General features: G+C 33.2%; 11 protein-coding genes. 10 read left to right on the top strand and 1 reads right to left on the bottom strand.

The genetic code is table 11. The features are described from left to right. The first annotated feature begins 128 nt into the window (after window positions 1-128). From DWV06_RS00765 to DWV06_RS00790, 6 genes are all read left to right on the top strand, one after another. Entirely contained in the window at window positions 129-542 is a 414-nt protein-coding gene (locus DWV06_RS00765) for an Lrp/AsnC family transcriptional regulator (protein WP_115480359.1), read from the top strand. Window positions 543-754: 212 nt separating this feature from the next. Further along, window positions 755-3,277 carry a P-loop NTPase family protein gene (locus DWV06_RS00770; RefSeq protein ID WP_115480273.1) on the top strand — a complete coding sequence of 841 codons (2,523 nt, stop codon included), beginning with the start codon at window positions 755-757 and terminating at the stop codon, window positions 3,275-3,277. Window positions 3,278-3,412: 135 nt separating this feature from the next. Then, a complete protein-coding gene (glgB, locus tag DWV06_RS00775; RefSeq protein WP_235828876.1) occupies window positions 3,413-5,272 on the top strand; it encodes a 1,4-alpha-glucan branching protein GlgB in 1,860 nt (619 codons plus the stop codon). A 128-nt stretch (window positions 5,273-5,400) separates the two neighbouring features. Further along, on the top strand, window positions 5,401-8,454 hold the full coding sequence (locus DWV06_RS00780; RefSeq protein WP_115480275.1) for a DUF6240 domain-containing protein: 3,054 nt from the start codon (window positions 5,401-5,403) through the stop codon (window positions 8,452-8,454). 52 nt (window positions 8,455-8,506) lie between these two features. After that, on the top strand, window positions 8,507-10,033 hold the full coding sequence (locus tag DWV06_RS00785) for a flagellin N-terminal helical domain-containing protein (RefSeq protein ID WP_115480276.1): 1,527 nt from the start codon (window positions 8,507-8,509) through the stop codon (window positions 10,031-10,033). 15 nt (window positions 10,034-10,048) lie between these two features. Further along, window positions 10,049-10,525 carry a flagellar export chaperone FliS gene (locus DWV06_RS00790; RefSeq protein ID WP_115480277.1) on the top strand — a complete coding sequence of 159 codons (477 nt, stop codon included), beginning with the start codon at window positions 10,049-10,051 and terminating at the stop codon, window positions 10,523-10,525. On the opposite strand, the gene DWV06_RS00795 is transcribed toward DWV06_RS00790, so the two are convergent. Continuing rightward, window positions 10,517-10,726: a YaaL family protein gene (locus tag DWV06_RS00795; RefSeq protein ID WP_235828870.1), complete on the bottom strand. Its 210-nt coding sequence runs from the start codon at window positions 10,724-10,726 to the stop codon at window positions 10,517-10,519. The genes DWV06_RS00790 and DWV06_RS00795 overlap by 9 nt on opposite strands. Before the next feature lie 318 nt (window positions 10,727-11,044). On the opposite strand from DWV06_RS00795, the gene DWV06_RS00800 reads away from it, so the two are divergent. Genes DWV06_RS00800 through DWV06_RS00815 form a run of 4 tightly spaced genes read left to right on the top strand, consistent with a single transcriptional unit; the run spans window position 11,045 to window position 15,365 of the window. Next, window positions 11,045-12,019, top strand: a complete 975-nt coding sequence (locus tag DWV06_RS00800; RefSeq protein WP_115480278.1) for a P-loop NTPase family protein — start codon at window positions 11,045-11,047, stop codon at window positions 12,017-12,019. Window positions 12,020-12,053: 34 nt separating this feature from the next. After that, entirely contained in the window at window positions 12,054-13,181 is a 1,128-nt protein-coding gene (locus tag DWV06_RS00805; RefSeq protein WP_235828871.1) for a CpaF family protein, read from the top strand. A gap of 7 nt (window positions 13,182-13,188) precedes the next feature. Further along, window positions 13,189-13,935, top strand: a complete 747-nt coding sequence (locus DWV06_RS00810; protein ID WP_115480280.1) for a type II secretion system F family protein — start codon at window positions 13,189-13,191, stop codon at window positions 13,933-13,935. Between the two features lie 2 nt (window positions 13,936-13,937). After that, window positions 13,938-15,365 carry a type II secretion system F family protein gene (locus DWV06_RS00815; protein WP_115480281.1) on the top strand — a complete coding sequence of 476 codons (1,428 nt, stop codon included), beginning with the start codon at window positions 13,938-13,940 and terminating at the stop codon, window positions 15,363-15,365. Window positions 15,366-15,375 lie beyond the last annotated feature (10 nt).

Genomic DNA, 15,375 nt, shown 5'->3' on the forward strand with positions numbered 1-15,375 from the left:
TAGTTTGTTCCTCCTTGATGATTGTCGTAAGTTTTTGTTTGTGCTATATTTATTTTAACAAAAAATTCACTTGATAGGTTCAAGATATTAGGAAGTAGAACTTGATTTATGAAAGGATTTGCAAAGTTATGCTTGATTCAACAGATTTTAAAATATTAGAAATACTGCAAAAGTATGGACGTATGCAATGGAAGGAAGTTGGTAAATACGTTCATATGAGTGGCCAGGCTGTAAAAAATCGTATTCAATCAATGGAAAATTTAGGGATTATAGAGGGATATACAGTAAAAGTAAATCTAGAAAAAATGGGAAATAAGATGGAAGCTTTTGTTATGGTTTTCATGAAATCGACGGATCATATTGGCTTCAGAAGATTTCTTAAAGCAAATGCATCTGTTTTAGAGGCTTGCCGTATTAGTGGTGAAGGATGCTATATACTTAAAGTACAAGTAGAGAGTTATCAGCATTTGAACCAATTTTTAGATGAATTATTGATTTGGGCAAATTATAAAGTTAATATTACAATTGAAAGAGTTATATAGGAAATGCAGCAGAATTAAAAGAAAATCTATTGATACTTCGGTACATCAATAGGTTCTTTTTTTGAGTCTAATTAAATAAGATAGTTTTTGACAAGTATTTTTCAATATGTTAAACTTATTACGTAATTATATCTAAAATTGGGGGTATTTTACCCTTAAAATAAATCGTAAATAAAAATGAAAAGGAAACATAAACTTTAGAGGTGAGATAAGTGGATAAATACGAATTCCGGATAAAACTTGAGCAGATTCAAAAATTGAAAGAAAATGAAGATTACCAAGCCGCTGCAGCGATTGCAGATACCGTTGACTGGAGAAAAGCAAAAAGCGTTTCTGAACTTTGTAATATTAGTGATATTTATGAAAAAGTTGGAAAATATGAAGAAAGTAAAGATATACTGATGTTAGCTTATGACCGTTCTCCTTTAGGAAGAATGATTGTTTACCGGTTAGCTGAAAATGCGATTCATTTAGGAAATTTTGAAGAAGCAAAAGAGTATTATGAAGATTTTATAGAAGTGGCACCAAGAGACTCCATGAAATATGTTTTGAGATATAAGATTGCGAAAGGAACCAGAAAATCTTTATCAGAGCTGATTGTTATTCTGGAAAGACTTCGCGATATGGAATATTCTGATGAATGGGCTTATGAGCTGGCTTATTTATATCATAAGGCAGGAATGGTACAGGCATGTGTTCAGGAATGTAATGACATTATTTTATGGTTCGGTGAAGGTAAATATGTTCAGAAAGCTATGGAGTTGAAAATGATTTATGAACCTCTGACACCGGAACAAATGGATAAGTTTGAAAACAAAAAGAGTGTAGAAAACTTATATGAAATGAATAAAAAAGCCGGAAATATTTTATCTGAGAAGAATGGAAAAAACCTCCGAAGTATGTCTCCTGAACGTTTTAATACAATGAATCTTCAGGCAGAATTAGCCAAAGAGATGAAACAGATTATGCATGCGACGGAAGCAGGGGCAGTATCAAGCTCTATGAATCATATTAAAAAACTAGTAAATGGAAGTAATATTCCAGAGCTTCAGAAGACACAGGAAATTTGGAAACAGCGGGAAGAGAAAGAAGCACAGGAAATGAAAAAACATGAGGATAAGCTTAATAGAAATGACTATAAAGGAAAACCAACTGATAGGACTCAGAGAGACTATAAAGAAAACGTAAACAGATTAGGAGATAATAATGTTAAGAATTCTTTTAATACTGATTTCCGTGAAATGCTTGCTGAAGATACAGATGGGCAGATTAGTCTTTATGTACCGGAAGAACCTATGGTTGAAAAGCAGATAACAGGTCAGATGAGTATTGAGGATATTCTGGCTGAGTGGGAAAAGACCAAAAAAGCTGCGGAAGAAGCGATTGCTATTGCAGAGCAAAGACGTTTGGAAGAGGCCAAAAGTAAAGCCTTGCAGCAGGCAGAGGATATTATGGGTTGTTTGACTGATTACATTCCTCAGATACCTGAAGAACCTCTTGAAGAGGAGACTGAAAAAGAGATTGTTGATGAAGAGAATGAAGTGCTGAAAGAAGAATTAGCAGCTGAAGAGTCAATATCGGATGATTTGGAATCGGAAGTTGAAGCTTTGTTAACAGTAGACGAAGAACCATTTCAGGAAGAAGTTGATGATCAATTAACTGAGAAGTTACCTTTAAATGAATTACAGGCAATCATATCTGAATCAGAACAAGAAATCGAAGAGGAAAATAAGGAACCGGAAGAAGAAAAATCAGACCAAGAAGAGTTGATCACAAATCAACAGGAAGATGTTCCTCAGGATATGGAAGAAAATAAAAAAATAGAGTCACTATTCTCACCAAAGAAAAATGATGACAGTAACTCAAAGAATAATGATAAAGAAGAATACAAAAAGAGAAAGAAACACAAGAAATCTTCAAAGAAAGTTAATAAGACTGACAATATGGCAGGTTCACGAGAAAGACAAAATGAGTTGACGGAAGAGCAGAGAAAAATTTTCACTTATTTTGCACATGTTCGTGAAATGGAAGAACAAATATGTGATGTGTTATATCATGTGCATATTTTCAGAGCTCAAGATACAACATCTAATAGTGGAAATATTTTGATATCCGGAGAGTCGGGTATGGGAAAAACTACATTAGCTACAGATATTGTGAAGGCGATTCAAAAGGACAAAAATGAAAATACCGGTAAAGTCGGGAAAGTGAAAGGTACAGTTTTAAATAAAAAAGATATAGAAGCTACTTTCAGAAAGATGGCAGGCGGTTATTTAATTATTGAAAAAGCAGGTGATTTAGAAGCAGATACATTAATGAAAATGTCAGCTGCTATGGAAAAGGATACAGATAATTTATTAGTAATCATGGAAGATGATGAAGCTTCATTGAAAAAATTGCTCGAATTAAATAATAAATTCACCCAAAAATTTACTGAAAGGATACAGATTCCTATTTTAAACAATGATGAGCTTGTTGCATTCGGAAGAGCATATGCAAATGAATTAGCATATGATTTGGATGAAATGGGAACATTAGCACTCTACAATCGGATTGGAAGTGTTGAGAAGCTGGATGTTGCAACTACTTTAATAGAAGTAAAAGAGATTATCGATGAGGCAATTTCTAATTCAGAAAAAGGCCGTATGAAGAAATTGGCAGATATTTTACTCTCCAGAAGATATAATGAAGAGGATTACGTAATTTTACGGGAAAAAGATTTTGGTGATTTCTAAAATAAAATAGCAAAGGTGGTGTTACTTATGGCAAAAACATCAGATTTAGAAGTGTCAGAAGTAAAAAGAGCCAGAAAGACAAAAAGTACCCCTCAGGTAAAAACAGAAGAATTAGGTGGTTTTTCTGAATTGGATATGTATTTGTTCGGACAAGGAACACATTATGATATCTATAAGAAACTGGGGGCACATCCGATAAAGGAAGGAGATGTGCCGGGAGTACGATTTGCTGTATGGGCACCAAATGCAAAGAGAGTAAGTGTAATAGGTGATTTTAATAATTGGGATTTTCATAAGAATCCTATGAAGCGCCTTGAACCCATGGGAATTTACGAGTTATTCATTCCTAATGTTTCCGAAGGGGCTATGTATAAATACCAGATAGAAACAAAAGATGGTGAACTGTTATACAAAACTGATCCATATGGGAATTCAGCCGAGTTAAGACCGGGAAATGCTTCCGTTGTTGCCGATATTGAGGGATTTAAGTGGACGGATACTATATGGATGAAAAAAAGGGCACAAAATGGACTTGATCATCAGCCAATCGCAATATATGAAGTACATCCTGGTTCATGGAAACGTCATTTAGGACGGTGCGGAGATGATAGTTTATATAATTATCGTGAGTTTGCTCATTCATTGACGGAGTATGTGCACGAAATGGGCTATACTCATGTTGAATTAATGGGAATTTTGGAATATCCGTATGACGGATCATGGGGGTATCAGGTGACCGGCTACTATGCACCGACTTCGCGATATGGTTCACCTCAGGATTTTATGTATTTAGTAAATTATCTGCATAGAAATAAAATAGGAATTATTTTAGATTGGGTACCAGCACATTTTCCGAAGGATTCTCATGGATTGGCAGAGTTTGATGGCACAAGTTTATATGAATATGAAGATCCAAAAAAAGGGGAACATCCTGATTGGGGAACTAAGATTTTTGATTATGGAAAAAATGAGGTCAGAAACTTTTTGATTGGCAGTGCTCTTTTATGGATAGAGCATTATCATATTGATGGGTTGAGAGTAGATGCAGTTGCATCTATGTTATATTTAGATTATGGAAAACAAGATGGACAATGGATTGCAAATAAATATGGTGGAAATCAAAACCTGGAAGCGATAGACTTTTTCAAGCATATTAATACTTTGATAACCGGAAGAAATAATGGTGTCATGATGATAGCAGAAGAATCTACTGCATGGCCTAAGGTTACGGGCAGGGCCGAAGAGGAAGGTTTGCATTTTACATATAAGTGGAATATGGGATGGATGCATGACTTCTTAGATTATATGAAATTAGATCCTTATTTTAGAAAGGATAATCATCATAAAATGACTTTTGCCATGAGCTACAATTATAGTGAAAAGTATATTTTGGTCTTATCACATGACGAAGTGGTACATTTAAAATGTTCTATGTTGAATAAGATGCCTGGTGAAGAAGATGAAAAGTTTGCAAATCTGAAAGTAGCATATGCTTTCATGATAGCGCATCCGGGAAAAAAATTATTATTTATGGGTCAGGACTTTGCGCAGCTTCGTGAATGGAATGAAGATAGAGAACTTGATTGGTTTCTACTAGCAAATAGTGAGCACCAACAGTTACAAGGATTCATGAGAAGTCTATTAAAGTTATATAAGAAATATCCTGCAATGTATGAATTGGACCATGAGCCCAGTGGGTTTGAATGGATCAATGCAAATGACAGTTATAGAAGCATTTTTAGCTTTATCCGAAAGTCATCTACAGGCAGGAATAATTTATTATTTGTATTTAATTTTACGCCGGTAGCAAGAAACGATTATCGGGTAGGGGTGCCAAAACTTAAAAATTACAAATTGATTTTAGATAATACTTCACAAGATATAAATGTTGAATCGGCTAAGATTTATAAATCGGTGAAACAAGAATGTGACGGTAGAGAATATTCAATTGGATACGAACTGCCGGCATATGGTATAGGTGTATTTCTATTTTAAAATAAGGGCTGTTTACTATTTAGTAAGCAGCTTATTTTTTGTTGTTAAGAAATCTGTGAAATCTGTCGAAATAGATATCAAATACTTTAATATCTAAATTATAAAAGTAAGTGAACGGAGAGGATTCAATGAAAATAGATTACCAGAATGCCAACGATGTGATAATTCAAAATAATGGGAATGAATTATGGAAAAATGTTAGTAGTACGATACAAAAATCAGAACAGAATACGATAAAAGAAAATGAGAGTTATCAAATTTTGCATAGTGAAGAGGATAGAGGTATTTTTGAGGCTATTGATTCTAAAACTGAGATACAGGAGTATGCTCAATTAGATGAGATTCAACAGATAAAAAAGCAAGTTGAGACGATCACGAATACGACAAGTGTAAAAGATTGTGAAAAGATGAATGAGGAAGGGAAATCCTTATATGATACAGAAATAGAGGAGATTGTAACCGTAGTTGATAAAATAAAAATAGCAATGGCGCAATCAAAAGATTATCAAAACTATGGAGATGAGTTAAATGCTCAAACGATAGAAGGAGTGATCGGTAATAGTGCAATCGCAAATAGCCTGGCTTCAAAGTTCGAAGAAAGTGATATCCCTGCAACACAGGAAAACATAAAGGATTCACAGGAGACAATTAATCAGGCTGAAAAATTAGAACCCTTAACATCTGCTAATATTCAATATATGATGCGTAATCAATTGAAACCTACAGTTGGTAATCTGTATAAAGCTAAATATTCCGGTAGTGTAGAATATCAAAATCCTCAAGCAGATAAAATAAACTGGAAGGATCTTCAGGGGTCAATGGAAGAAGTTATTCAAGAGGCGGGATTTGAAGTTAATCAAGAAAATATAGAAGATGCCAAATGGATGATCGAGAGCGGGATTCCATTAACAAAAGAGTCTTACGAACAGTTAAAAGAATTAGAGAATATTAAACTGCCAATTCCTGCAGAAAATATAATGGATGGTATTGTAAGCGCAATAGAGGATGGGAAAAGGCCGCAAGATGCTAACGTTGCTAAAACATTAGGAATACTAGAGCAAGGGAAGCAGATTCTTGATATAGTAAATAACGTTACAACGAATCAAATAAGTGAATTAATAGAACAAAATAGTCCGCTAACATTGGAAGCGTTCGGACGGATTCAAAATCAAAAAGAAGGGCAGGATATAAATGGAGTACAAAATACCTCAAATCAAGATGAGCCTGCACTACTTACTGCTGCAAGACAATTAGAGGAAATACGATTAAAAATGACATTAGATTCAGTGGTTCAGATGTCTCGACAAGGGATTCAAGTAGAGACGCAAGAATTGGAGCAGTTAGTGGAACATTTAAGAACAATAGAAAGACAAGCCTATGAGAATGTATTTACACGTCATCAGGTAGAACCTACAGAAGAAAATCTGCAGCTCTATCAACAAACCACGAATGCAGTAGAGTTTATTAAAGAAGTGCCGTCTTTTGTGTTGGGAAGAGATATTCCTTTTACTGTAAAGCATATTAGCGAAAAAGGCAGCGATATAAAGGCAGTTTTGCAAAAAGCAAATGAAACTTATGAGACCTTAATGACTGCACCTAGAGCAGATATGGGAGATTCTATACAGAAAGCATTTCAGAATGTAGATGAAATTTTAAAAGATTTAGGGTTAGATATTACTCAGAATAACTGTAGGGCTGTAAAGATTTTAGGTTATAACCATATGGATATTACGGAAGAATCTATAATGCAGATAAAAGAAAAAGACATTCAGGCTCAAAAATTAATGAAAAATCTAACGCCTACTGTAACGTTACAACTGATTCGAAAAGGAATCAATCCTCTAGAAACTGATATTGCGGAATTAAATAAAATTGTAGATGAGATTAAAAAAGAATCAGGGATAGGACAAGAAGAAAAGTTTAGTTCTTATCTGCATAAATTGGAACAAAACAATGAGATTACCCCAGAAGAAAGAAGTTCCTATATAGGAATATATCGCTTACTGAATCAGGTAGAAAAGACGGATGGAGCCGCAGTAGGAGCATTGTTGAATCAAGGGGCTGAAATCACGTTGAAGAATTTGATGATGAGTGTAAGAACATTGAAAAGCCAAGGAATAAATGTTGAAATAAATGATCAGTTTGGCAATCTGGAACAATTGAACGTAGAAGGAACGAATATAATAAATCAAATTGAAACGGCTTATTATTCACAGTTAGTAGAAAATACTTTAGAGGTCATTACACCGGAAAAACTAAAAACTGTTGTAAATGAACAGGGTAGTTTCGAGGTAGTAGAAGATATGCCTTTTGAAATTTTTTCTCAAGAAATTCAAAAAGTTCAAGAAGAAAAAGAAATAAAACAAAGCTTTTATAAAGCGCAGTTGGAGGAGTTTTCCCAAATCAAAAGCATGGAAGATGATGTAATTAAAATGCTTAATGATTATGATATTCCGGTAACAATGGATCATTTACTTGCCGCTGAGTCTGTACTTAAGGGAAAAGGAAAAGCGTATAAAAAGTTATTTGAAGAAGCAAAAAAAGAGAATGACTTATCTGATGTAATATTAGAAACGTTCAAACGATTTGCGGAAGATTTATCGACACCAGAGGATATGGCAAAAGCACAAAACGATTTAGCCGAGACAGCTGAGAATGTAATGAAGGGAATGCTTGCGGAGGCAGAAGTGACAAGTGTTGATATTCGGGAAATGAAACTCGCATGTCAAGAAATTCAAATAGGGACAAATCTAGTAAAAGACGAGCAATATGCTATTCCAATATTGGTTGGAGACGATGTATCTGTTATGAATTTAAAAATTGTACGTGGGGAAGAAGAAAAAGGAACGATATCCATTTCTATGGAACTTGATAAAATAGGAAAAATTGCAGTCAAGTTACTAGTGTCACAAAAAAGTATAACAGGCCATATCGCATCACAGCAAGAAGAAATCCTAAATCATTTTAAAAACTTTGAAACGAACCTATCCAAAGAAATAGAAGGAGAACCTGAGATAGAGATAAATTATGTATCAAGCGGTATCATTAAATCGAATTCTTATCAAAAGCCGGTTCTTCAAAGAGATGGAAAAGAAGAAAATGAGCTTCAAACAGTTAAACTATATCAAGTAGCTAAAGCCTTTGTAACAAATATCCAAAAGATGTTTTCAGAAATTAGTTAATAAAATTAAAAAAAATACCGATATACATAGCAGATGAAAGTGAGGTAATGAAATGAAAATTAATCACAACATGTCAGCAATTATTGCAAATAGAGAATTATTGAAAACAGAAGATAAATTAACACAGTCATTAGAAAGACTTTCTTCAGGTCTCAAAATAAATCATGCCAAGGATAATCCTGCCGGAATGGCTATCGCAAATAAAATGGACGCGCAAATTAACGGACTCAGTAAAGCTTCCACCAATGCGCAAGATGGAATCTCAGTCATTGAAACAGCTGAGGGTGCACTGTCTGAGGTGACTTCAATTATCCAAAGGATGCGGGAATTAGCGGTCCAGGCGGCTAATGGAACCAATACAACGGAAGATATGGAAGCCATTCAAAAAGAAGTGGATAATTTGTCCAAAGAAATTGACCGAATTTCCAAAGATACCGAATTTAATAAAAAAACATTGCTGGATGGCAGTTTAGATCAAAAAGCTTATATTGCACAAACAGAAGCTAAAGTTACCTATTTTAGTAATAGTGTAAGTGCACAAGAATATGGCTTGACGATTGTAAGTGATGCCAGACAGGCTGTTTATGTCGGAGATAATTCAGATGCAGGTCAAGGTAATATTTTGGCAGCTCAGGAGGGTAATATCTACATAAATGGTGTGACGGTAAGTATAGAAGAAGGAGATAACTCCGCTGTAGTTTATGAAAAAATCAGAAGTGCAGCCGAACAGGCTGATGTTACTTTGATTTCTGTTTCTGCAATTCCGGGAACGATTTATGGAACAGATTCAGATTATGCGGGATATACACCGGAAAGTTTTACATATGGAAATAGATTGGTATTTGTTTCAGAAGATTATGGTTCCAAAGCAAGTGTTCAGATTAGTTGTGATAATGCAGCATTAGCAAGTGCGCTTGGATTGCAGACCACACAAACTGAGGTAAGAGGGATTGATGTAGATGCAGAATTTACTTTGGATGCAGGAGAATATATCGGATATGAAAATACAGCAGTTATTACTTCTGATGGAATGAATGTAACAGTAACAGACAGAAATGGGTTTGAAATGAATGTTAAAGTAAAACCTGGTATGGCACAGACTGTATTTGTTGATATGGCCGGAACAACGCCTGGTTCTGTGACACCGGGAACTTCAGAAGATCTAATAATTGATGTAAAAGATATTGGAAGTATGACTTTACAAATTGGTGCAAATGAAGGCCAGATTATGGAAGTAAGAATACCGGATATGTCCCTTGAAGGATTAGAACTTAATAATTTAAATTATAGCAGTGATGCAGGTCTTGAAAAGGCAATTACTGCACTTGATAAAGCATTAAGTAAAGTATCTTCTGTAAGATCACAATTAGGAGCTTATCAGAATCGTTTAGACCATGCAATAGCTAGTTTGGATACATCAGAACTGAATATGACATCAGCTCTATCACGTATTGAAGATGTAGATATGGCAGAAGAAATGTCAAATTATACGCAATATAATGTTTTGTCACAGGCGGCAACTTCTGTGCTTGCCCAAGCGAATGATAAACCACAACAAGTTTTACAATTACTGCAATAGTTGGGAGATTCGCATATGAAGAAAGAAAAAATTCAAGAATATACTTTGCGTATTTCACAAAGTAACCGAACTCAGTTAGTTGTAGTTATCTATGATATATTATTGACTTATTTATCAGAGGCGGAAGATGCAGATGCCAAAGAAGATAAAAATGAATTCCGTTACGCAGTAAGAAAAGCACAGCCATTTGTTACGGAGTTGATGAGTGCATTAAATTTTCAATACGAGATTTCCTATGAGCTGATGCGATTATATCTTTATGTGAATCGTTCTCTTGCATTAAGTTTAATAAAAAACGACAGCAGTGAATTAAAAGGACCAAAGATTGTAATTAAAAATTTAAGAAAGGCATTTGAAGAAATTAGCAGAAAAGATTCCTCCCAGCCGTTAATGAAAAATACTCAACAGATATACGCAGGACTGACTTATGGTAAAGGCTGTTTAAAAGAATTTTCTAATATGCAGGGAGAAAATCGGGGATTTCTAGCTTAATTCCTTCGCGCAGCGTAATAAAAATTTATAACGCTTTTGAACAGCGTTAACTTCATAAATTGAAGAATCAATTAAATCTGGATCAATTACATTTTGAAATTTAGCATAGGCCGAATCCAATTCGCACTTGGTTTCGGCTAATTCTTTTAGAATTATATTCAGTTGCGTTGTTCTTGGGTCTTTTTTGCGCATAAAATCCATAGAATTCTTCCTTCTTTCTTGATCTTTTTAATAGTATAAGCAGGATAATTAACTACTATACCCAAAATTAGAATAAAATGGATATTATTTTAAAATATTTATAGGATAGCAGTAAATTGGGTATAAAATAATGTTTTAAAGATATAGAATAAAAAAATAAAATTTGGGGATAGACAAATCAATAATTCTGTTTTATAATCTTAACTACAACATAGAGCCGGCGAATTATGTTGAAAATCTATTATATTTTTATTTATCTAACTGCAATTTCTTGCAGAAAAATCCCAAAGAAAATTCTCCAGTAAAGGAGGTGATAATTTGAAAAAGGGCATTTTTGCCATTTGCGATTCAGAAATCGATTACGTTTATCGGTTAGTGGATTATTTAGAATCACAAATTTCCCAAAGATTTCAACTACATACTTTTAGTAGTGTTAATAAATTAGTTGACTATTGTAATAATAATTCATTAGAGATTTTGTTAGTATCTAACCAATTATTAGATAGTTGGATTCAGCAGATCAATATAAAAAACCTTATTATAATGTCTGAAGGTACAATAAAAGCAGAATACCAGAATTATTTAACAATTTATAAATATCAATCAGCGCAAGAAATGTTTCGACAAATAATGTTATATTATGCCCAAAATGAAAAAGAAGATAAGTCAAATAGTGAACTGAAATATAAGGAAAATTATAATTTTATTGGATTTTATTCTCCATGGAATGAAGAACTTCAGACTTTGTTGGCAATGAGTTATGGTGAATTATCTGGAATGGAAAAAAGTACATTATATTTAAATTTAAAAGGATATCATGGATTTTCCCAAATAATGCAAAGATCTTTCCAACGTGATATTAGCGATTTATTTTATTATTTCAAAATCAAAGAAGAAAAATTTACTAATTATTTTGATAGTATAATTTGTAAAACAAGTAATTTAGAATACATTCCACCTGTAGAAAACCCAATGGATCTGAAAGAAATCACATTAACAGAGTGGTTAGATATGTTAAACAAAATAAGTCTTATGACGAAGTATGAAACAATTATTCTAGATATTTCAGACGAAATAGATGAAAGTTTGAAGTTGCTGGAAATATGTAATAAAATTTATGTTCCTATTAAAGAGAGTAATTATAAGGGAGGAAAAATGGAGCAATTTGACAAAGTATTAAATGCAATAGATAAGCAAAAAATTCAAATGAAAATAGAAAAGGTGAGTATATTAAAAAGCTCAATAGAAGAAGCAGCTTTTAAAATATTTAGTAATAAAAAGGAGGTAGAATAAAATTAGCTTAGCCCAAATTTTGAAAAGCAAAGTTGTGAGCCAGCTAGACATAACAAAGGAACTTACAGATCAAGAAATACAAGAGAAAATAGATAATTTAATTATTCAACAGGGAAAAGAAACTTATCTTTCTCTGGGAGAAAAAGAAAGCTTAAGCCGAGAAGTTTTTAACTCTCTTAGAAGGCTTGATATTTTGCAGGAATTAATCGAAGATCCAGGAATTTCTGAAATAATGGTAAATGGTACAGAGAACATTTTTATAGAAAAGCGGGGTGAGATATTTCAATGGCATAAGAAGTTTGATTCCTACAAAAAATTAGAAGATATGATTCAACAAGTGGTATCAAAATCTAATAGGAGAATAAATGATGCGAATCCAATTGCTGATGCCAGATTACAAAATGGAGAAAGAGTAAATATTGTTCTTTACCCCATAGCTTTAAACGGTCCTATAATAACCATACGAAAATTTCCCAAAAAAGTAATTACGATGAAAGAATTGATTCACGTACATACTCTTACACAAGAAGTGGCAGAATTTCTTAAATATCTAGTGGTGCAAGGATATAACATTTTTATTAGTGGAGGAACAAGTTCCGGCAAAACCACTTTCCTTAATGCACTGTCTGAATTTATCCCATTAAATGAACGAATTATTACAATTGAAGATTCTGCAGAACTGCAGATTGTTAATCATCCGAATTTAGTTCGTCTGGAAGCCAGAACAGCTAGCATAGAAGGTAATTATGAGATTACTATTAGGGATTTGATTCGCACGAGTTTAAGAATGCGGCCGGATCGCTTAATCGTTGGTGAAGTAAGGGGTGGAGAAGCGCTTGATATGCTTCAAGCCATGAATACCGGACATGACGGTTCTTTATCTACGGGACACAGTAATAGTACAAAGGATATGATAAGCAGATTAGAGACTATGGTTCTAATGGGTACGGAGATTCCTTTGGAAGCCGTCAAAAGACAGATTTCTGCAGGAATTGATATTATTCTTCATTTAGAACGTATGAAGGATGGGAGCAGGAAGGTTGTAGAAATTTCGGAGATAGGAGAAGTAAGGGAAGGAGAAGTTCAATTGTTTCAACTCTTTACAAGAGAAAATAAGAAAGCTGAATTAAGACGATGCAAAGATTTGAAAAGAAAGAGATAGAGAACAAATGAAGAAAATTGATTATTTAAATTACAAATTTTCTAAAAGAGAATGGATTTTTTATATACTGCAGGCACTTTCAATAATTATTACCATATGTTACTTGTTTTATTCGTCAATTTTAATTTACCCGCTTTTTCTTCCGTTTATATTTTGGTTTCTTAAAGAGAAAAAGCGGACTCTGGTAAAAAAAAGAAAACAAGTTTTCTGTCTGCAGTTCAGAGATGGAATTTATGCTGTGTCGGGAGCGTTATGTGTTGGATACTCAATTGAAAATGCATGGAAAGAAGCATATGAAGATATGATAAAACTTTATGGTGCTGAGGAGATGGTTACTTACGAATTTAGATTAATAAATCATCAAATAAATATGAATATACCGATTGAAGATATAATTGATGATTTGGGGAAGCGTACTCAACTTGAGGATATCATTAGTTTTTCAGATATTTTTCACGTTTCTAAAAAAACAGGAGGTGATATGGTTCAGATTATCAAATCCACAGCTGAAGTAATTGCTGATAAAGCAGAAATCGAAAAAGATATTCAAACAATATTAGCTGGAAAACAATTAGAATTCAAAGCTATGTTTGGCATTCCATTTATAATCATACTTTTTATAAAATTAACTACTCATGATTACTTTGCACCTGTGTATGGGAATGTTTTAGGAATCGTAGTTATGACAGTTTGTCTAGGTTTATATGCGGCTGCAATCTGGATAGGAAAAAAATTAGTCGAGATAGAGGTGTGAAAATGTTTATTCATATTTTTATATTTATAGTTTTTTTAATAGGAATCCTTTGTGGTTTAAAACGAAATTATAAAGGAGGTCTGTTTTGTAAAATTGCATGGATAATTATGGAGGTACTTAACAAATGTGGTTGTATGAAGGCTGTAGGGAGAAGGGTTAAAAAAAGTTTACAATTACTTTTTCCTGACATAGATTCAGATTATAAACTTAAAGAGTTTTATTTTGAAAGCTTAAAAATGGTTTTAATCATTTTATTTATAGGTAATTTTGTAGGTTTGTTTGTTCAACTTACTGGTAATGAGAGCTCGGTTACAAATGGGTATTTAATTAGAAATTCATATGGAAAAGGAGAAAGAACAGAAAATCTAATTGCAGATATTGAGGGAGAGAAAGATGAAAAAAAAGTAGACGTAACAGTTTCAGAAAGGCAGTTTTCCAAGGATGAAGTAGAAAAAATATTTCAACTTGCAAAGAAAGAGGTGGAGCATAAATTCTTAAATAAAAATAAGAGTGTAGATCGAGTAGTTGAAAAAGTAGATTTAGTCAAAAAAGCTTATAAAGGACTAGTTGACGTTGAATGGGAAATAACGCCATTTGGGTTAATAGATTATACTGGCAGGATAGTAAAAAAAGATATATCTAAGAAAGGAGAATTAGGTAAAGTAACAGCTCATCTACAATATTTTGAAAATGAATATTTCTATACATTCTATATTAAAATCTTTCCCGCTGTTAACTCTCAACTTAGCATATTGGAAAAATTAGAAATGCAGATAAAAGAAAAAAATAAAGAAACCATAACTAATCCCAAAATTAAGCTGCCTTTGTCAATTAATAATCGTGCAATTACTTGGAAAAGAAGAAAAAAATATATAAATATATGGATTATTATTTTATCCACTGTAATTTCTATAGGAATTATTTTAAAAAGAATCCGAGATTTAAAAGACATGGTAAAAGAAAGAGAAAAACAGATGCTTATTGATTACTCTAGAGTGGTAACTAAATTATTATTATTATTGGAAGCTGGAGCACCGGTATCACAGGCTTGGACAAGAATAGTCTTTGATTATAAAAAACAAAAAGAGGGAGGAATTATTAAGTATAGATATATTTATGAGGAAATGCTGATTACTTATTATGAAATAAGAGACGGCTATACGGAGATAGAAGCGCTTGAAAGATTTGGACGTAGGTGTAGAGTTCAAAAATATTTAAAATTAAGTGGAATTTTAGTACAGAATATACGTCAGGGGACCAAAGAAATAAAAAGGCTGTTGCAAAACGAAATGAATCAAGCGTTAGAAGAACGTAAGAGCATGGCTCGGAAGCTGGGTGAAGAAGCAGGTACGAAATTATTATTACCGATGATGATGCTGCTAATAGTAGTACTAATTATAGTTGCAGTACCGGCTTTTTGGGCTCTGTAAGAGATAGGAG

It is taken from the genome of Anaerosacchariphilus polymeriproducens, assembly GCF_003363435.1.
Lineage (GTDB): Bacteria > Bacillota > Clostridia > Lachnospirales > Lachnospiraceae > Anaerosacchariphilus > Anaerosacchariphilus polymeriproducens.

Coding starts and splice junctions, on each gene's coding strand:
- glgB (WP_235828876.1), top strand. CDS start 3,413: ATGTATTTGTTCGGACAAGGAACACATTATGATATCTATAAGAAACTG.
- DWV06_RS00795 (WP_235828870.1), bottom strand. CDS start 10,726: ATGGATTTTATGCGCAAAAAAGACCCAAGAACAACGCAACTGAATATA.
- DWV06_RS00815 (WP_115480281.1), top strand. CDS start 13,938: ATGTTTATTCATATTTTTATATTTATAGTTTTTTTAATAGGAATCCTT.
- DWV06_RS00765 (WP_115480359.1), top strand. CDS start 129: ATGCTTGATTCAACAGATTTTAAAATATTAGAAATACTGCAAAAGTAT.
- DWV06_RS00810 (WP_115480280.1), top strand. CDS start 13,189: ATGAAGAAAATTGATTATTTAAATTACAAATTTTCTAAAAGAGAATGG.
- DWV06_RS00790 (WP_115480277.1), top strand. CDS start 10,049: ATGAAGAAAGAAAAAATTCAAGAATATACTTTGCGTATTTCACAAAGT.
- DWV06_RS00780 (WP_115480275.1), top strand. CDS start 5,401: ATGAAAATAGATTACCAGAATGCCAACGATGTGATAATTCAAAATAAT.
- DWV06_RS00785 (WP_115480276.1), top strand. CDS start 8,507: ATGAAAATTAATCACAACATGTCAGCAATTATTGCAAATAGAGAATTA.